Origin of the sequence: Pseudomonas putida (assembly GCF_028682475.1) — a bacterium.
Lineage (GTDB): Bacteria > Pseudomonadota > Gammaproteobacteria > Pseudomonadales > Pseudomonadaceae > Aquipseudomonas > Aquipseudomonas putida_AG.
Genome location: NZ_JANHLE010000001.1, coordinates 145,276 through 163,402 on the forward strand (window position 1 = coordinate 145,276; position 18,127 = coordinate 163,402).

Below are 18,127 nucleotides of genomic sequence, written 5' to 3' on the forward strand. Positions count from 1 at the left end.
TGAAGGTTTCAGGTGCGCAGCGGTTTGATGGCCATGGCAGTGTTCGGGGCGACGGCCGGGGTATGCTCGGCGCTTGCCGGGCGGCTGTTCCAGTGCGGCACCAGCACCAGCGCCGAGAACAATGCGCAGCCAGCAAACACGATGAACACCGTGACCCCGTCGAAATAACCCGGCAGCAGCCCACCGAGAATCGCCCCCACCGAACCGCAACCGTTGACGAAGCCGGCTGCCGTGGCACCGGCCTTGGCGGTGCCGAAGTCGATGGCCGCCGCGCCGCTGATCATCGAGTCCGGTCCGTACAGGGTCAGGCCCATGACGAACAGCAAGGCCACCACCAGCATCACACTGCCGCTCTGCATCGCGCCCATGAACAGCGCCAACACCACCGTGAGCACAATCAGGCTGATCACGCAGGCCGGCATGCGCCGGGCGCCGAACAGTTTGTCCGAGGCCAGGCCGATCATGATCGGCCCCAGCAGGCCGGCCAGTTCGAAGGCGGTGGGGATGATCGCCGCACCGACTTTGCCCACCGTAGGCATCTGTTCAAAGACGATCACCGGCCCCCACAGCAGGATCGCGTAGCGGGCCGGCTTGAGCAGGAAGTACGCCAGGCCCAGAGTCAGCACGGTACGGTTGCGCAGAATCTCGCGCAGCGGTGCCCAGACGCTGCAGATCGTTTTGCCTGGGACCATGCTTTCCGGTTCCGGCTCCACCGCAGGCAAGCCGACGTCTTCAGGCTTGTTGCGCTGCAGGAAGAAGAACAGCACGGCCACCAGCGCCACCACTGCGGCACTGGAAAAGAACGCCGCATGCCAACTGCCGATCAGGGTGTAAGCCCACCAGCCGGCAAACGGCGAGGCGACCAGACCGCCGAAGGCATAGCAGGAACTCCACAGCCCCAGCACCCGCCCGCGTTGCGAGGACGGAAAGAAGCTGCCGATGTTCTTGCACAAGCCTGCCCAGCCGGTGGACTGCGCCAGACCTTGGACCAACATGCAGGTGGCGAAGATCGGGAAAGTGGCGTAACTGCCCATCACCAGGGCTGCCGCCGCAGAAATCACCAGACCACCGAGCACCACCACCCGCGGCCCGAAGCGGTCGGCGAGCATGCCCCAGGTGAACTGCCCCACCGCGTAGGCCGCCAGATAGATGGCATCGAGGTTGGCCATGGCCATTTTATCGAGGGTGAAACTTGGGTCTTCGCCAATGCCCAATTTGGCCACGGAGAAGGCTTTGCGGGTGAAGTAGAACGCAGCGTAGGCAATCCAGGTAATGGCAAAAATCTGCACGCGCCAACGCTTGATATCTGCAATGTGTTTATTCATGGTGACCCTGACCTCGGAGCTTGAGTGTGCCGGCAGAATTTAAAAAAACGCCTGTTTTGTTCTTGTGTTGCGCACTGCGTGACGGCCGGTCAGGACCGTCACCTGGTCAGATGGAATCGGCAGCAAGGGGTGTTGTTATGCCTTGTCAGCCAGCTCCATGACCCACCGGTCACTGCAGGTGACGTGGCGGGCTGGGTGAGATAGAAACAATTACTGACTGATAAATAAAATCGATTTATCGTATTTCACAAATAAGCTCAGCTTGTAACAGGTGCTGCGATGTCGGTTTCCCATGCTCAGTTGAAAGCTTTTCATGCCGTTGCCCTGCACGGCAGCTTTACCCGCGCCGCCGAACGGTTGTTCCTGACCCAGCCGGCCATCTCCGATCAGGTGCGCAAACTGGAGGAACGCTTTGGCGTCTTGCTGTTTCACCGCAACAAACGCTCGGTGCAATTGACCGATCTGGGTGAACGTTTGCTGGGCATTACCCAGCGTCTGTTTGCCGTAGAGGCCGAGGCCCATGAGTTGCTTCAGGACTCACGCGCCTTGCAAACCGGCACCCTGGTACTGGCGGTGGATGCGCCGGTGCATGTCTTGCCGCAAATCGCCCAGTTCTGTCAGCAGTACCCCGGCATCAGCGTCAAGATCGAGACCGGTAACACCGATGAGTCGCTGCTACGGTTATTCAATTATCAGGCCGACCTGGCCCTGCTCGGCCGTGATGTGGATGACGAGCGCCTGCTGTGCGTGCCAATGCGCAGCGATCCGATGGTGGCCTTCGTCTCGCATAACCACCCTTGGGCCAGCCGCGGCTCGATCAGCCTGGCCGACCTGGATGACATACCGATCGTGCTACGTGAGCCGGGCTCGGTGACCCGCCAGACCCTGGAAGAAGAGATGCAACGGGCGGGCCTGCGCATTCGACCGGCGATCCAGGTCGAAGGCCGGGAAGCTGCGCGCGAGGCGGTGGTGGTGGGGATTGGCGTGGGCGTGGTGTCGGCGGCCGAGTTCGGTGCCGATGCGCGGGTGTGTGCGCTGCCGATCGTTGATTGCCAGCGGCGCTTGACTGAAACCCTGGTGTGCTTGCGCGAGCAGAGTTCACGGCGTCTGGTGGCGACGTTTTTGCAGATGGTGCGCGACAGTCTTTGAGTTAGCGGTGCAGCCATCGCCGGCAAGGCCGGCTCCCACAGTTGGTTGGTATACATCCATCCTTGTGGGAGCTGGCCTTGCCAGCGATGAGGTCCTCAAGCCCTACGCCGCTTCCCTCCCCCGCGCCACCGCCTGCGCCGCCGCCAGCATCGCGCGCAATAGCACGGCACAGCCATCAGCCAGGTCCTCGGGCGCGGCATTCTCGATTTCGTTGTGGCTGATGCCCCCTTCACAAGGCACGAAAATCATCCCTGCCGGCCCCAGCTCAGCGAGAAAAATCGCGTCATGCCCGGCGCCACTGACGATATCCATGTGTGACAATCCCAGGCCCTGAGCGGCACTGCGCACCGCCTCGACACAGCCCTGCTCGAAGTACAGCGGCGGGAAGTCCGCCGTCGGCGTCAGGGTATGGCTCAGCCCATGCTGCTGGCAGGTAGTGCTGATCACCTCACGCACCTGGTCGATCATCGAATCCAGACGTTTCGGCTCCAGGTGACGGAAATCCAGGGTCATGCGCACTTCACCCGGAATGACGTTGCGCGAGCCCGGATACGCCTGCAAACAACCGACCGTGCCACAGGCATGCGGTTGGTGCTCCAGGGCCACACGGTTGACCGCCGCCACCACCGCACTGGCGCCGACCAGGGCGTCCTTGCGCAGGTGCATCGGTGTCGGCCCGGCATGGGCCTCGACACCGCGCAGGGTCAGGTCGAACCACTTCTGGCCAAGGGCGCCGAGCACTACGCCAATGGTCTTGTGCTGGTCTTCAAGGATCGGCCCCTGCTCGATATGCGCTTCGAAATACGCGCCCACCGGGTGACCGCTGACCGCTCGCGGCCCGGCATAGCCAATGGCGTTGAGCGCCTGGCCAACGCTGATACCTTCGGCATCGGTCTTGGCCAGGGTCTCCTCCAGGGTGAATTTCTCGGCGAACACCCCCGAGCCCATCATGCACGGGGCAAAGCGCGAGCCCTCCTCGTTGGTCCAGACCACCACCTCCAGCGGCGCCTCGGTTTCGATCTGCAAGTCATTGAGGGTGCGCATGACTTCCAGCCCGGCCAATACGCCAAAGCAGCCATCGAACTTGCCGCCGGTGGGCTGGGTGTCGATATGGCTGCCGGTCATCACCGGCGGCAATTGCGGGTTGCGGCCCGGACGGCGGGCGAAAATGTTACCGACGCCGTCGATGGTCACAACGCAGCCCGCCTCTTCGGTCCACTGGACGAACAGGTCGCGGGCCTGGCGATCAAGGTCGGTCAGCGCCAGGCGGCACACCCCGCCTTTGACTGTAGCGCCGAGCCGGGCCAGGTCCATCAACGACTGCCACAAGCGTTCGCCGTTGATATGCCGATGGGTCGATTGCAGAACGTCCTGTGCTGTTTGCATGCTGTTCTCCTGGCCTCTGCGGGCCATAGGCGCTACACGGTGGGTTTGAGGTTGGCCGCGCGGGCGGTCTTGAACTGGCCAAGCGCGTAGTAGATCAGCCCGCCCAGAGCGGAACCGGTGAACCAGCCAAAGTCGTAGAACCAGCTGAACGCCTGGCTCTGCAGCGACAACAGGGTCAGCGCCACCGGTACCCCAAAGGCGATGAAACCGGCAGTGTTCCAGGCCGGATAGACGTCATCACGGTACAGGCCGGCCAGGTCCAGGGTCTGTTTGCGGATCAGGAAGTAGTCGACCACCATGATCCCGGCAATCGGCCCGAGCAGGCTGGAGTAACCCAGCAGCCAGTTGGAATAGACGCTTTCGAGGCTGACGTCGCTGACGATCAGGCCAAGCTTTTTCAGCAGCTCATGGGCCATCAGCAACAAACCGACCAGCCCGGTCAGCAGCACCGCCTTGGTCCGCCCGATCCACTTGGGCGCGAGGTTCTGAAAGTCGTTGGTGGGCGAAACGATGTTCGCCGCGGTGTTGGTCGACAAGGTGGCGATGATGATCAGCGCCATGGCCAAGGCCACCCACACCGGGCTCTGGATATGCCCGATCAGGCTGACCGGATCGGACACCGTCTGCCCCACCAGCGACGCCGAGGCGGCAGTCAGCACCACCCCTAAAGCCGCGAACAGGAACATGGTCAGCGGCAGGCCGAAAATCTGCCCGAGGATCTGATCTTTCTGGCTTTTGGCGTAGCGGCTGAAATCAGGAATGTTCAGCGACAGGGTGGCCCAGAAACCCACCATGGCGGTCAGCCCGGCAAAGAAGTAGCCGTAGACACTGGCGCCTTCCGGGCGTTTGGGTGGCTGGGCCATCAGCTCGCTGATCGAAACGTTGGGCAAGGCCCACACCAGCAACCCGGCGCCGACCAGCACCAGTAACGGTGCCGACAGGGTTTCCAGCCACTTGATCGACTCGGCGCCGCGCAGCACCACCCACAGGTTCAAGCACCAGAACAGCATGAAGCCGATCACCTCACCGGTGCCGCCCAGGGCCTTCCAGTCCGCCGACAACGAGCCGAGGAACAGGTGAATGGCCAGGCCACCGAACATGGTCTGGATGCCAAACCAGCCACACGCCACCAAAGCCCGGATCAGGCATGGCACGTTGGAGCCTTTGATCCCGAACGAAGATCGCAACAGCACCGGAAAGGGAATGCCGTACTTGGTCCCGGGAAAGGCATTGAGTGTCAGCGGAATCAGCACCACGGTGTTGGCCAGCAGAATCGCCAGCAACGCTTCACCCACCGTCAGGCCGAAGTAGGCAGTCAGCACCCCGCCCAGGGTGTAAGTCGGCACGCAGATCGACATGCCGACCCACAGCGCGGTGATGTGCCACTTGTTCCAGGTGCGTTCGTGCACCTTGGTTGGCGCGATGTCGTGGTTGTACCGGGGGCTGTCGAGGACGTCGCTGCCGGCGTCGAGTTCATACAAGCCATCACGTTCACGCACTTGCGATCGGGTCTGCTGCATGGCCACTCCACTGTTTTTGTGTTTTTGGAGGTACTTGCGCTGGCATCAGGGCAATCACGGCTGCCCATGAGAAATCTTGACCATTTCCACAACCTGTCAAGAACGACAGGACCACTGGTCGTTTTCTCCGAACAGAAAAATTAAAGATAACTCATTAAATATCAATGAGTTAAACAAGATATAAGCTTATAAATTAATTATTTGCCCTATTCCTGATGCCCTACTAGATTCAATTCCTGACAGCGATGACAGGTTCTGACCTACGCTGCAAAAAGAACAAAACCTAGAACCGGTAACAACCGGTCAAGCCTGCGAGGAGCCTCTGATGACGCTGATGATTCGTGGTGCCACCCTGATTACCCATGAGGAAAGTTATCGTGCCGACGTGCTCTGTGCCGACGGTGTGATCAAGGCCATCGGCACCGACCTCGACCTCCCCACCGGCTGCGAGATTGTCGACGGTAGCGGCCAGTACCTGATGCCCGGCGGCATCGACCCGCACACCCATATGCAACTGCCCTTCATGGGTACCGTGGCCAGCGAGGACTTCTACAGCGGCACCGCTGCAGGCCTTGCCGGTGGGACCACCTCGATCATCGACTTCGTCATTCCCAACCCGCAGCAATCCTTGCTCGAAGCCTTTCATCAGTGGCGCGGCTGGGCTGAGAAATCGGCCGCCGACTATGGCTTTCACGTTGCCATCACCTGGTGGAGCGAACAGGTACGTGAAGAAATGGGTGAGCTGGTCCGCCTGCATGGCGTCAACAGCTTCAAGCACTTCATGGCCTACAAGAATGCGATCATGGCCGCCGACGACACCCTGGTCGCCAGCTTCGAACGCTGCCTGGAACTGGGCGCGGTGCCCACCGTGCATGCCGAGAACGGCGAGCTGGTCTATCACCTGCAACGCAAACTGCTGGCCCAGGGCATGACCGGTCCCGAAGCGCATCCGTTGTCGCGCCCCTCCCAGGTCGAGGGCGAAGCCGCCAGCCGCGCCATCCGCATTGCCGAAACCCTCGGTACACCTGTGTACCTGGTGCATGTGTCGACCCGCGAAGCGCTGGATGAGATCACCTATGCCCGCGCCAAGGGCCAGCAGGTCTACGGCGAAGTTCTGGCCGGGCACTTGCTGCTGGACGACAGCGTTTACCAGCATCCCGACTGGCAAACCGCCGCCGGCTACGTCATGAGCCCACCCTTCCGGCCGCGCAAGGACGGCCACCAGGAAGCCCTGTGGGGTGGCCTGCAGTCGGGCAACCTGCACACCACCGCCACCGATCACTGCTGCTTCTGCGCCGAACAGAAAGCGGCCGGCCGCAATGATTTCAGCCGCATCCCCAACGGTACTGCCGGTATCGAAGACCGCATGGCAGTGCTCTGGGACGAAGGCGTGAACAGCGGCAAGTTGTCGATGCAGGATTTCGTCGCGCTGACGTCAACCAACACGGCGAAGATCTTCAACCTGTTCCCGCGCAAAGGCGCCCTGCGCGTGGGGGCCGATGCCGATCTGGTGCTCTGGGACCCGCAAGGTACGCGAACCATTTCCGCGACGACGCATCATCAACAAGTCGACTTCAACATTTTCGAAGGCAAGACCGTGCGTGGCATCCCCAGCCATACCATCAGCCAGGGCAAGCTGGTCTGGGCCAATGGTGACTTGCGGGCCGAGCGTGGTGCCGGGCGCTATATCGAACGGCCGGCTTTTCCTGCGGTGTTCGATCTGTTGAGCAAGCGCGCCGAGCATCTGCGTCCGGCTGCGGTCAAGCGCTGACAGCATCGCGGGGCAAGCCCGCTCCCACCGAGGTTGAGTAATCCCGGTGGGAGCGGGCTTGCCCCGCGATCAAAGCCCCGACAATAAGAAACATGAGGAAACCACCGTGATCGAGTCCCTCAACCACCTCCCCCGCCCGTCCACCGACAATGCCGACCTGGCCGAGCAGTTCAGCGACCTGGCCCCACCGCTGAACGCCCGTCAGGCCGCCGTCGAAGCCGCACGCTGCCTGTACTGCTACGACGCCCCGTGCGTCAACGCCTGCCCCAGCGACATCGACATCCCCTCGTTCATCCGCAACATCCACCAGGAAAACGTCCAGGGCGCGGCAGAGAAAATCCTCTCGGCCAACATCCTCGGCGGCAGTTGCGCACGGGTCTGCCCGACCGAAATCCTCTGCCAGCAAGCCTGCGTGCGCAACCATCACCAGGAGTGTGCTCCGGTCCTCATCGGCCTGCTGCAGCGTTACGCCCTAGACCACGCAGAGTTCAAAGAACACCCCTTCCAGCGCGCCGCCAGCACTGGCAAGCGCATTGCCGTGGTCGGCGCCGGGCCTGCAGGGCTGTCCTGTGCCCACCGCCTGGCCTGGCACGGCCACGACGTGGTGATTTTCGAAGCCCGGCCCAAGGCCGGCGGTCTGAACGAATACGGGATCGCCAAGTACAAGGTGGTCGACGATTTCGCCCAGCGCGAAGTGGACTTCGTGATGCAAATCGGCGGTATCGAGATCCGCCATGGCCAGGTGCTGGGCGACAACCTCAGCCTGGCCGAGCTGCAACAGCAGTTCGATGCGGTATTCCTCGGCCTTGGCCTGAACGCCAGCCGCCAACTGGGCCTGGCCGACGAAAGCGCCCCCGGCATGCTCGCTGCCACCGAGTACATCCGTGAACTGCGCCAAGCCAGCGACCTGAGCACCCTGCCCGTGGCAGACCGCTGCATCGTCCTCGGCGCGGGCAATACTGCCATCGACATGGCCGTGCAGATGGCCCGCCTCGGCGCTCGCGACGTCAACCTGGTGTACCGCCGCGGTTGCGAGGACATGGGCGCCACCGAGCATGAACAGCACATCGCCAAGGAGAACCAGGTGCGCCTGCTGACCTGGGCCCGGCCTGAGCAGGTGCTGCTCGACGATCAGGGCCGGGTACGCGGCATGCGCTTTGCCCGCACGCAGATGGTCGACGGCCGCCTGCAGGCCACGGGAGAAACCTTCGAACTGGCCGCCGATGCGATCTTCAAAGCCATCGGCCAGGCCTTTGACAATCAGGCGCTGAGTGACAGCAGCGCACAGACCCTGGCCCGTGATGGCGAGCGCATTCGCGTCGATGAACACATGCGCACCAACCTGCCCGGCGTATACGCCGGCGGCGACTGTACCCACCTGGGCCAGGACCTCACCGTCCAGGCCGTGCAGCACGGCAAGCTGGCCGCCGAGGCCATGCATGCGCACCTGATGCTCAATGAGGAGGCTGCATAATGGCTGACCTGTCGATCGAATTCGCTGGCATCAAAGCGCCCAATCCATTCTGGCTGGCCTCGGCGCCGCCCACCGACAAAGCCTACAACGTGGTCCGCGCCTTCCAGGCCGGCTGGGGCGGCGTGGTCTGGAAAACCCTCGGCGAAGACCCGGCCGCGGTCAACGTGTCGTCGCGCTACTCGGCCCACTACGGGGTCAACCGCGAGGTCATGGGCATCAACAACATCGAGCTGATCACCGACCGCTCGCTGGAAATCAACCTGCGTGAAATCACCCAGGTGAAAAAGGACTGGCCCGACCGCGCACTGATCGTGTCGCTGATGGTGCCCTGCGTCGAGGAGTCGTGGAAAGCCATCCTGCCGCTGGTGGAAGCCACCGGCGCCGACGGTATCGAACTGAACTTCGGTTGCCCCCACGGCATGCCCGAACGCGGCATGGGCGCGGCAGTGGGTCAGGTGCCGGAGTATGTCGAACAGGTGACCCGCTGGTGCAAGACCCATTGCTCATTGCCGGTGATCGTCAAACTCACTCCCAACATCACCGACATCCGCCAGTCCGCGCGCGCCGCTCATCGTGGCGGCGCCGACGCGGTGTCGCTGATCAACACCATCAACTCGATTACCAGCGTCGACCTCGAACGCATGGTCGCCCTGCCGATTGTCGGCGACATGAGCACCCACGGCGGCTACTGCGGCTCGGCGGTCAAACCGATTGCCTTGAACATGGTCGCCGAAATCGCCCGCGACCCGGCCACTCGCGGCCTGCCGATCAGCGGCATCGGTGGCATCGGCAGCTGGCGTGACGCCGCCGAGTTCATCGCCCTGGGCTGCGGTGCCGTGCAGGTTTGTACAGCGGCGATGCTGCATGGCTTTCGCATCGTCGACGACATGAAAGACGGTCTCTCGCGCTGGATGGACAGTCAGGGCTACCGCAGCCTGCAGGACTTCAGCGGCCGCGCTGTGGCCCACACCACCGACTGGAAGTACCTGGACATCAACTACCAGGTCATCGCCAACATCGATCAGGACGCCTGCATCGGTTGCGGACGTTGCCATATTGCCTGCGAAGACACCTCGCACCAGGCCATCGCCAGCCTCAAGCAGGCCGATGGCAGCCACCGCTACGAGGTGATCGACGCCGAGTGCGTGGGCTGCAACCTGTGCCAGATCACCTGCCCGGTGCAGGACTGTATCGAGATGGTGGCGCAGGACACCGGCAAACCCTTCCTCGACTGGCAGCATGACCCGCGCAACCCCTACCGCGAAGCCTCCTGAGACGCGGCCACAAACAACGAGGGAGGATCAGTGATCCTCCCTCGTTGTTTGCACTCAGTGCATATCGTTGCGTCGATACAGGCTCAAGCCCACCGCCAACGCCGCCAGCATCCCGGCACAGCTGCGGTTGATCCATTGCATGGTGCGCGCCGAAAACCGCCGCATGGCATGTCGCCCACCATAGGCGTAGACCGCCATCATTACCCCGTCGAGGGCAGCGCTGGTGATCGCCAGCACCAGGTACTGTTCGGCCACCGGCTGATCGGGGCGGATGAACTGAGGCAGGAATGCCGAGAAAAACAGCAGCCCCTTGGGATTGGACAGGCCGACGAACAGCGCCCGCAGAAAGGCTGAGCGACCACTGGCGCCGGCATTCATCGGCACCCGCTCCAGGGCATTGCTCGGTGCGCGCCAGAGCACCCAGGCCAGATACAGCAGGTAAACCGCCCCGACCCATTTGACCAGGCTGAACAACTGCTCGGAAGCCTGCAACAAGGCGCCCAGGCCACAGCCTACGGCAGCGATCAGCAGCAAGTCGGAGAGCATCGCCCCGGCCATGCCGAAGCCGGCCACGCGCATGCCGTGAGTGGCACCGTTATTGAGCGCCAGGAGCATGGCTGGACCGGGAGTGATCATCACCGCACCGGCGGCGATGATGTAGAGCAACAGTGTGGAGGCGTCCATGGCGGATTCCGCAGACAGAAAGGCGCCAGCATGCCTGTTCGATGCGCTCAGGACAACGCCTGTGATCAGGCGGCAACGACCCTCGGCGGTTTGCCTCTATGATGGTGCGTACAAGGAATATTGACCTCGAGGAAGCCACACATGCTGTACCGCCTGAGCGCCGATGGTCTGGTGCTGTTTCACCTGTTGTTCATTCTGTTCGTGCTGTTCGGCGGCTTGCTGGTGCTCAAGTGGCGCGGGGTCCTGTGGTGGCACCTGCCGGCAGTGTGCTGGGGCATCGCGGTGGAGTTCTTTCATCTGTTCTGCCCGCTCACCGACTGGGAGAACCACTTGCGTCAGGCAGCCGGCCAGGCCGGTTACGAGGGCGGTTTCATCGAGCATTACATTCTGCCGGTCATCTACCCGGCGGGGCTGACGCCGGGTATACAGGTGCTGCTGGGCTCGGTGGTGGTGGTGGTCAATGCCCTGGTTTACCTGCAGGTGATCCGCCAGTGGCCACGCAGGCAGCCCAGCCGTTGAAGTCTGCCTTCAGCGCGTGGCGACAATGAACAACCGCGGGAATGGCAACAGCACCTTGCCGTCGGCCGCTGCCGGGTAGTCTTTCTCCATGGCGTGCAGGTAATCCGTGAGGAAGCCCTGCTGTTCATCGCCGTCCAGTGCCGCCAGGTACGGACGCAAGGCCGAGCCCTTGAACCACTCCACTACCGCCTGTGCCCCGCCCGCCAACGGATGGTAATAGGTGGTGCGCCACACTTCGACCTGGCGGCAATGGGGGCTGAGGATGTCGTAGTACTCAACGGCGGTAAGTCGTGGCGGGTGCTTGATTGCAGCGATCTTGTCAGCCCAGGAGCCGTGGCTGGCAATCTCGCGGGCGCGGCGATGGGCCGGTTCGTCGAGGTTGTCCGGGGTCTGGATCGCCAGGCTGCCGCCCGCGGTCAGTTGCCTGACCAGGTGCGGGTACAACCCGGCATGATCGGGCAGCCACTGCAGCGAAGCGTTGGCGAGGATCACGTCGACGCCATGGGGCGCCGTCCAGCTGGCAATGTCGCCCAAGGCAAAGTCGATAGTTGGCAGGCGCTGGCGTGCAGCCCGGATCATGTCCTCGGAGCTGTCGATGCCACTGACTGCTGCCGCCGGATAACGCTCGGCCAGTACCTGGGTCGAATTGCCCGGGCCGCAGCCCAGATCGACGGCCGTGCGGATATTCTGCTGTGGCAATGCCGCCACCAGGTCGCGCACCGGCCGGGTGCGCTCGTTTTCGAAGGTGCTGTACTGCGTCGCGGACCAGCTCATTGTTGAGTCCTTGTTCGTCAGTGAAAAGTCGCAAGCAAGCATAGAATGCCCGGCACAATTCGCCTATTGCCTCCTGCTTGCCGTTAACATGAGCGCCATCAGTCCACCTGCCGGAAGCCTGCCATGACCTTGCACATCCGCCCTGCCCACCGCGACGACGCGGCCCAGATTCTTGCCTTCATCACCGAGCTTGCCGATTACGAACGCGCCCGCCACGAAGTGATCGCCAGTGTCGCCGACATCGAACGCACCCTGTTCGACGACGGCGCCAAGGCCCTGAGCCTGATCTGCGAGCGTGACGGTAAAGCCATCGGCTACGCGGTGTACTTCTACAGTTACTCGACCTGGCTGGGACGCAACGGCATCTACCTCGAAGACCTGTACATCACCCCCGACCAACGTGGCGGCGGCGCGGGTAAACAGCTGCTCCGGCATATCGCCATCGAGGCTTGCGAGAACGGCTGCGGCCGCCTGGAGTGGAGCGTGCTGGACTGGAACGAGCCGGCGATTCAGTTCTACCGCTCGCTGGGTGCCCAGCCGCAGGACGAGTGGGTGCGCTATCGCCTGGAAGGTGACGGCTTGAAGGCATTTGCCCAACAGTAATCCGTGGTGGGAGCGGGCTTGCCCCGCGATGCGATGTGACTGTCAGCCCGCAATCGCGGGGCAAGCCCGCTCCCACAGTATGCCCCCGACACTGGCCTTATGGCTCCAGACCGATCCCGCGCAAGATCACACTGGTCACCGTCTGCACTGCCCGCTCGAACTGCAGGTCGGTGAGCGGCTGGTGGTCGTTGAGCAAGCCAACCTGGTGACTGAAGTCGGCATAGTGCTGGGTCGACGCCCAGATCATGTACAGCAACCCCGAGGGTTCCACCGCGAGGATGCGGCCATCGTCGATCCACTGACGGATCTTCGCTTCCTTCATCTTGGCCCAGTCGTACAGCGGGTCGTCCAGCGCCGCGCCGAGGTTGGGCGCGCCATGGATGATCTCGTTGGCCCAGACCTTGGAGCCATAGGGACGGGTGCGCGAATGGTTCATCTTGGCGCGGATGTAGCTGCTCAGCACGATGCGCGGATCGTCGTAAAGTTCGAAGCACAAGGCATCCTGCTTCCATACTTCAAGCAGACCGAACAACACCGCCTGGTACAGCTCGGCCTTGGTGCTGAAGTAATAGTGCACATTGCTGCGCGGCAACTGCGCCGCCTCGGCGATGTCGGCCATGGCAGTGCCAGCGTAGCCCTTCTCAGCAAAGACCTGCTCGGCGGCCAGGAGGATGTTGTCGACATTGCGTTGGCGAATGCTGAGCTTGTGCTGGGTCATGACCAGGTCCATTGCGACTGACGCTGCAAGGCTACCACCAGGCTCTGCCGATTCGTGCGTCGGCGGCAAAAAAGTTGTGTCGGCGCAGGGATGTTTCCTGACGCACGCAGTCGCAATACTGCACGCCTCTTTTCCAGCAGCCCTTCAAAGGAGCCCTCCCATGTCCATTCCCCTGCTCGGCCTCGGTACCTTTCGCCTCAAAGACCAGGTGGTGATCGACTCGGTCAGCCAGGCCCTGGAACTCGGTTACCGCGCCATCGACACTGCGCAAATCTACGGCAACGAAGCCGAAGTCGGCAACGCTGTCGCTGCCAGCGGCATCCCCCGTGGCGAGCTGTTCCTGACCAGCAAGATCTGGACCGAAAACCTCAGCGCCGACAAGCTGATCCCCAGCCTCAAGGAAAGCCTGAGCAAACTGCGCAGCGACTACCTGGACCTGACCCTGATCCACTGGCCATCGCCCAAGGGCGCCGTCCCGGTCAGCGAGTTCATGAGCGCCCTGGCCGAAGCCCGTAACCAGGGCCTGACCCGCCAGATCGGCGTGTCCAACTTCACCATCGATCTGCTGCGCCAGGCCATCGAGGTGGTCGGCAAAGACGCCATCGCCACCAACCAGATCGAACTGCACCCCTACCTGCAAAACCGCAAGCTGGTCGAGTTCATGCACAGTCAGGGCGTCGCCGTGACCTCCTACATGACCCTGGGCTACGGCAAGGTACTGCAAGACCCGGTGATCCAGGCAATCGCCGGGCAGCACAACGCCACCCCGGCGCAGGTCACCCTGGCCTGGGCCATGCAGCTGGGCTATGCGGTGATCCCGTCCTCGACCCGCCGCGAGAATCTGGCCAGCAACCTCAAGGCCCGCGAGCTCAAGCTCAGCGATGCGGACATGGCGAAAATCGCCGCACTCGACAGCGGCCTGCGCCTGACCAGCCCGGAAAGTCTGGCACCGGCCTGGGACTAACCTTGATCGCTGCAGGCCTGGGCCAGCTTCAGGTACTGCAAGGTGTGTTGCTGGCCGGCCGAGTCGAGATAGACCATGCTGGCCTGCACCACATCGCAGATCTCGGTATCAGGCTCGCTCATGGCGAGCACCCGGGCAATATCCAGCGGCATGCCGTAGTGATACACGGCGGTTGATTCGGCGGCTTGAACACTGGCTGTCAGCAACAGCCCCAGGCCTAACAGAGTTCGCAGGTACATGGCGACGCTCCTGTATGCGCAAGAGGTTCGCCGACGTGCCGGAGAACCCCGACTTTTAAAGTGTGGCGCGCCTGCACCAAGACGTCGGCCGAGGGGATCAACGGCAGCTTCAGGGTAAATCGGGTAATCTCGCTGCCAGTCAACGGCGCACGGATTCACCCCAGCATGGAACTTCACATCAGCCTGCAAGGCCGCAAAGGCCTGGCCGAACAGCTCTACCAGCAATTGCGCGAGGGTATCGACAGCGGGCGCCTGGCCGCCGGCACACAATTGCCGCCAACCCGGCTGCTGGCCGAACAGCTGGGGGTGTCGCGCAAGACCGTGGCCGAAGCCTATTCGCGCCTGACCTACGACAACCTGCTCAGCGGCAAGGTCGGCAAAGGCACGTTCATTACCCCGGCCTCGACCCGGATGCCGCCCGCGGGCCCCGCCATTCCGCTGGCAAGTGCCCCGACCCTGGCCAAATGGCGCTCGCGGTCCAACCTGATGGCTGACCTGGCGCCAAGTACCTTGCGCTACGATTTCATCGGCGGTGCGTCGAGCAAGGCCCAGTTCCCCTTCGATGACTGGCGCCGTTGCAACCAGTACGCGCTACGCCAGATCCGTCGCGGCAGCGCCCGCTATGCCGCGCATCAGGGGTTGCCGGAGCTGCGTGAAGCCATTGCCCGGCATATCGCCTTCGCCCGCGGCGTGCGTTGTCACAGTAGCGACGTACTGGTGTGCAACGGCGCCCAGCAAGCCCTGGACCTGATCGCCCGGATCCTGATCGAGCCTGGCTGCCGGGTGGCTATGGAAGACCCTGGCTACACCCCGGCACGCCAGCTGTTCCTGTCTCAGGGCGCGCAGTTGCAGTACGTGCCCGTGGATGACCAGGGCCTGTGCGTGGAGCAGATCGCCGAAGGCACCCGGCTGATCTACGTCACACCGTCGCACCAGTTTCCACTGGGCATGCCGATGAGTCTGGCACGGCGCCAGGCCTTGCTGGAACGCGGCGCGGCCTTGGGCGCGATCATTATCGAAGACGACTACGACAGCGAATTCCGCTACGAAGGACGGCCTACCGATTCGCTGCAAAGCATGGATCGCCATGGCCTGGTGGCCTATGTCGGGACCTTCTCGAAAACCTTGTTACCGGAGCTGCGCCTGGGTTACGCCATCGTTCCCGAAGCCCTGCGCGAAGCCATCTGTGTCGCCAAGCAACTGAGTGACTGGCACACCCCGACCCTCAGTCAGTGGGCCCTGGCGCGCTTTATCAGCGAAGGTGCGTTGCTCAAACACATCCGCCGTGTGCATGAGGTGTATGCCGCACGGCGCGAACGGATCCTGCAGCGCTTGCACGGCGACCTGGCGCCCTGGTTCGAAGTGATTCCGGCCACCGCGGGTTATCACCTGAGTGCCCTGACCAAGGGCGACCTGGAGGTGGAGTTCCTGATCAACATGGCGCGTAAGGTCGAGGTCGGGCTGTACTCGCTGGCGCCCTTCCATGCCCAGGCGCCGGTACGTTCCGGGCTGTTGCTGGGCTTTGGCGCGATCGAACTGCTGGACATCGACCCGGCCCTCGACCGGGTGCGCGACACCCTGCAGACCCTTGGCTGATTGGCCTCCTGAGATTTGCCGCAATTGGCTATTCGAGCCTCACCGCAGCGGCGCTAAGGTAGTGCCATCGCCGCCTGATGCGGAACTTACCGGAGAACAGAGATGAGCAATCGTATCGAATGGGCCAAGCACTCGCCCGAGGCCTACAAGGCCATGGTCGGTCTGGAAATGGCCCTGGGCAAGTCGGGGCTGGAAACCTCGCTGCTGGAGCTGATCCGCTTGCGCGCATCACAGATCAACGGCTGCGCCTACTGCGTCAACATGCACGCCAATGATGCGCGCAAGGCCGGGGAAACCGAGGCGCGCCTGCAAACCCTGAGCGTCTGGGAAGATACCGCGTTCTTCACCCCGCGTGAGCGTGCAGCCCTGGCCTGGACCGAAAGCCTGACCCGCCTGCCTGACCGCCATGCGCCGGAACACCAGTATCGCGCCCTGCTCGAACACTTCAGCGAAGCCGAAGTGGTCAACCTGACCCTGGCCATCGCTACCATCAACGCCTGGAACCGCTTCGGCGTCGGCTTTGCGATGATCCCAAGCTGACAAGTGAGTGCCCCCCGGTGGGAGCGGGCTTGCCCCGCGATACGATGTGACTGCCCGATCGCAATCGCGGGGCAAGCCCGCTCCCACAGCAGCCCGCTCCCACCGAGTACCGATCAACCGGCCGGGGTCGGCATCACCGGCGGCGTGTATTGCAACGTGGTACCGAGGAACCACAGCAGGAACAGCACCAGCGGTACATGCACCAGCAACTGCACGAAAGAGAAGCCGATCAGGTCGCGCGCCTTCAGGCCCAGCACGCCCAGCAGCGGCAGCATGTAGAACGGGTTGATCAGGTTCGGCAGTGCCTCGGCGGCGTTGTAGATCTGCACCGCCCAGCCCAGGTGGTACTGCAGGTCATTGGCTACCAGCATCACGTAGGGCGCTTCAATGATCCATTTGCCGCCACCAGACGGAATGAAGAAGCCCAACACGGCCGAGTACACGCCCATCAGCAGCGCGTAGGTATCGTGGGTGGCGATCTGCACAAAGAAGGTCGAGATGTGATGGGCCAACGTTTGCGCATCGCTGCCTTGAACCTGGGTCAGGATTGCCGCGATCGAGCCGTACAATGGAAACTGGATCAGCACCCCGGTGGTGGTTGGCACCGCGCGGGTGACTGCGTCGAGGAAGCTGCGCGGACGCCAGTGCAGCAAGGCACCGAGCATGATGAACAGCAGGTTGTAAGTGTTCAGCCCGGAAATCGCGGTGATCGCAGGTTTGGTCGAGAACTCGTTGTACAACCAGCCCGCCGCCAGTGCCACCAGCAACAGAATCAGGATCGGGCTGTATTCCAGCCACTCGCCCGGACGGGTGCGTTGTGGTGGCGCCGGGATCGAAAAGCTCGGATCGACGCCGCAGTCAGCGGCGCTGCGGGCACTGCCCGGCCCCGGTGCGGTGGCGTAAGCCACTACCAGGGATACCAGCACCAACGCGACGAGCATCACGCCCGACTGCCAGAGGAAAATGGTTTCGGTAAACGGGATCACGCCAGTGATCGCCAGAATTGACGGTGGAAGGCTGGCCGGGTTGGCCTGCAACTGCGCCGCCGACGACGACAGGCCCAGGGCCCAGACAGCACCCAAGCCCAGGTAAACGGCAGCGCCCGCGGCGCGATAGTCCATGCGCAGGTCGGTGCGCCGCGCCAGGGCGCGTACCAGCAAACCGCCGAACACCAGCGACAAGCCCCAGTTGAGCAATGACGCCAGCATCGAAATCAGCGCCACCCAGCACACCGCCGAGCGACCGTTTTTCGGCAGCAGTGCCAGACGATCGATCAGTTTGACCGCCGGTGGCGAACTGGCCACCACATAACCACCGATGACCACAAAGGCCATCTGCATGGTGAACGGAATCAGACTCCAGAAGCCGTCGCCAAAGGCCTTGGCGGTATCGGTGGGCTTGGCGCCCATGGCCAGGGCGGCGACGGAAACCAGTACCACCGCCAGGGCGGCAAACACCCAGGAATCGGGGAACCAGCGTTCAGCCCAGTTTGAGCAGCGCAGGGCAAAGCGAGCGGAGCGGCTGTCTTGGATATCAGCGGCCACGGGGTTTTCCTTTTTTTGATTTTATCGGAACGACACAAGGCCCCATC

The 18,127-nt window shown here is 62.9% G+C and carries 17 protein-coding genes; 9 read left to right on the top strand and 8 right to left on the bottom strand.

The window, feature by feature from the left end; all coding sequences use genetic code 11:
* Positions 1–8 precede the first annotated feature (8 nt).
* On the bottom strand, positions 9–1,325 hold the full coding sequence (locus tag NPS47_RS00620) for an MFS transporter (RefSeq protein WP_274293199.1): 1,317 nt from the start codon (positions 1,323–1,325) through the stop codon (positions 9–11).
* 279 nt (positions 1,326–1,604) lie between these two features.
* Here NPS47_RS00620 and NPS47_RS00625 point away from each other — a divergent pair, with 279 nt between their 5' ends.
* A complete protein-coding gene (locus NPS47_RS00625; protein WP_274293200.1) occupies positions 1,605–2,474 on the top strand; it encodes a LysR substrate-binding domain-containing protein in 870 nt (289 codons plus the stop codon).
* A gap of 102 nt (positions 2,475–2,576) precedes the next feature.
* On the opposite strand, the gene NPS47_RS00630 is transcribed toward NPS47_RS00625, so the two are convergent.
* Positions 2,577–3,860 (bottom strand): Zn-dependent hydrolase, encoded by a 1,284-nt coding sequence (locus tag NPS47_RS00630; protein WP_274293201.1) that lies wholly within the window; start codon positions 3,858–3,860, stop codon positions 2,577–2,579.
* Between the two features lie 32 nt (positions 3,861–3,892).
* Positions 3,893–5,380, bottom strand: a complete 1,488-nt coding sequence (locus NPS47_RS00635) for an NCS1 family nucleobase:cation symporter-1 (RefSeq protein WP_274293202.1) — start codon at positions 5,378–5,380, stop codon at positions 3,893–3,895.
* Between the two features lie 325 nt (positions 5,381–5,705).
* Here NPS47_RS00635 and hydA point away from each other — a divergent pair, with 325 nt between their 5' ends.
* The 3 genes from hydA to preA all read left to right on the top strand — a co-directional run bounded on the left by hydA (position 5,706) and on the right by preA (position 9,899).
* Positions 5,706–7,151, top strand: coding sequence for a dihydropyrimidinase (gene hydA / locus NPS47_RS00640; RefSeq protein ID WP_274293203.1), 1,446 nt, complete (start codon positions 5,706–5,708; stop codon positions 7,149–7,151).
* A gap of 106 nt (positions 7,152–7,257) precedes the next feature.
* Positions 7,258–8,625 (top strand): NAD(P)-dependent oxidoreductase, encoded by a 1,368-nt coding sequence (locus NPS47_RS00645; RefSeq protein WP_274293204.1) that lies wholly within the window; start codon positions 7,258–7,260, stop codon positions 8,623–8,625.
* Positions 8,622–9,899 (top strand): NAD-dependent dihydropyrimidine dehydrogenase subunit PreA, encoded by a 1,278-nt coding sequence (preA, locus tag NPS47_RS00650; RefSeq protein WP_274293464.1) that lies wholly within the window; start codon positions 8,622–8,624, stop codon positions 9,897–9,899. Before NPS47_RS00645 ends, preA begins: the two co-directional genes overlap by 4 nt.
* Positions 9,900–9,953: 54 nt before the next feature.
* Here preA and NPS47_RS00655 read toward each other — a convergent pair whose 3' ends face one another.
* Entirely contained in the window at positions 9,954–10,583 is a 630-nt protein-coding gene (locus tag NPS47_RS00655; protein WP_274293205.1) for a LysE family translocator, read from the bottom strand.
* 141 nt (positions 10,584–10,724) lie between these two features.
* Between NPS47_RS00655 and NPS47_RS00660 the strand changes: the two genes are divergently transcribed.
* Positions 10,725–11,102: a DUF2784 domain-containing protein gene (locus NPS47_RS00660; RefSeq protein WP_274293206.1), complete on the top strand. Its 378-nt coding sequence runs from the start codon at positions 10,725–10,727 to the stop codon at positions 11,100–11,102.
* 9 nt (positions 11,103–11,111) lie between these two features.
* Here the strand turns inward: NPS47_RS00660 and tam are convergent, their stop codons facing one another.
* Positions 11,112–11,876 carry a trans-aconitate 2-methyltransferase gene (tam, locus tag NPS47_RS00665; protein ID WP_274293207.1) on the bottom strand — a complete coding sequence of 255 codons (765 nt, stop codon included), beginning with the start codon at positions 11,874–11,876 and terminating at the stop codon, positions 11,112–11,114.
* Between the two features lie 123 nt (positions 11,877–11,999).
* Between tam and NPS47_RS00670 the strand changes: the two genes are divergently transcribed.
* Positions 12,000–12,479, top strand: coding sequence for a GNAT family N-acetyltransferase (locus NPS47_RS00670; RefSeq protein ID WP_274293208.1), 480 nt, complete (start codon positions 12,000–12,002; stop codon positions 12,477–12,479).
* A gap of 97 nt (positions 12,480–12,576) precedes the next feature.
* Here the strand turns inward: NPS47_RS00670 and NPS47_RS00675 are convergent, their stop codons facing one another.
* Positions 12,577–13,197, bottom strand: a complete 621-nt coding sequence (locus tag NPS47_RS00675) for a TetR/AcrR family transcriptional regulator (RefSeq protein ID WP_038612464.1) — start codon at positions 13,195–13,197, stop codon at positions 12,577–12,579.
* A gap of 160 nt (positions 13,198–13,357) precedes the next feature.
* Here NPS47_RS00675 and dkgB point away from each other — a divergent pair, with 160 nt between their 5' ends.
* On the top strand, positions 13,358–14,161 hold the full coding sequence (gene dkgB / locus NPS47_RS00680; protein WP_274293209.1) for a 2,5-didehydrogluconate reductase DkgB: 804 nt from the start codon (positions 13,358–13,360) through the stop codon (positions 14,159–14,161).
* Here the strand turns inward: dkgB and NPS47_RS00685 are convergent.
* Positions 14,158–14,400: a DUF2790 domain-containing protein gene (locus NPS47_RS00685; RefSeq protein ID WP_274293210.1), complete on the bottom strand. Its 243-nt coding sequence runs from the start codon at positions 14,398–14,400 to the stop codon at positions 14,158–14,160. The two genes, dkgB and NPS47_RS00685, sit on opposite strands and share 4 nt — an antisense overlap.
* A gap of 165 nt (positions 14,401–14,565) precedes the next feature.
* On the opposite strand from NPS47_RS00685, the gene NPS47_RS00690 reads away from it, so the two are divergent.
* On the top strand, positions 14,566–15,996 hold the full coding sequence (locus tag NPS47_RS00690; protein ID WP_274293211.1) for a PLP-dependent aminotransferase family protein: 1,431 nt from the start codon (positions 14,566–14,568) through the stop codon (positions 15,994–15,996).
* A gap of 102 nt (positions 15,997–16,098) precedes the next feature.
* Positions 16,099–16,536 (top strand): carboxymuconolactone decarboxylase family protein, encoded by a 438-nt coding sequence (locus NPS47_RS00695; RefSeq protein ID WP_274293212.1) that lies wholly within the window; start codon positions 16,099–16,101, stop codon positions 16,534–16,536.
* Between the two features lie 113 nt (positions 16,537–16,649).
* Here NPS47_RS00695 and NPS47_RS00700 read toward each other — a convergent pair whose 3' ends face one another.
* Complete coding sequence (locus tag NPS47_RS00700; RefSeq protein WP_274293213.1) at positions 16,650–18,080, bottom strand: short-chain fatty acid transporter; 1,431 nt, start codon at positions 18,078–18,080, stop codon at positions 16,650–16,652.
* Between the last annotated feature and the right edge of the window lie 47 nt (positions 18,081–18,127).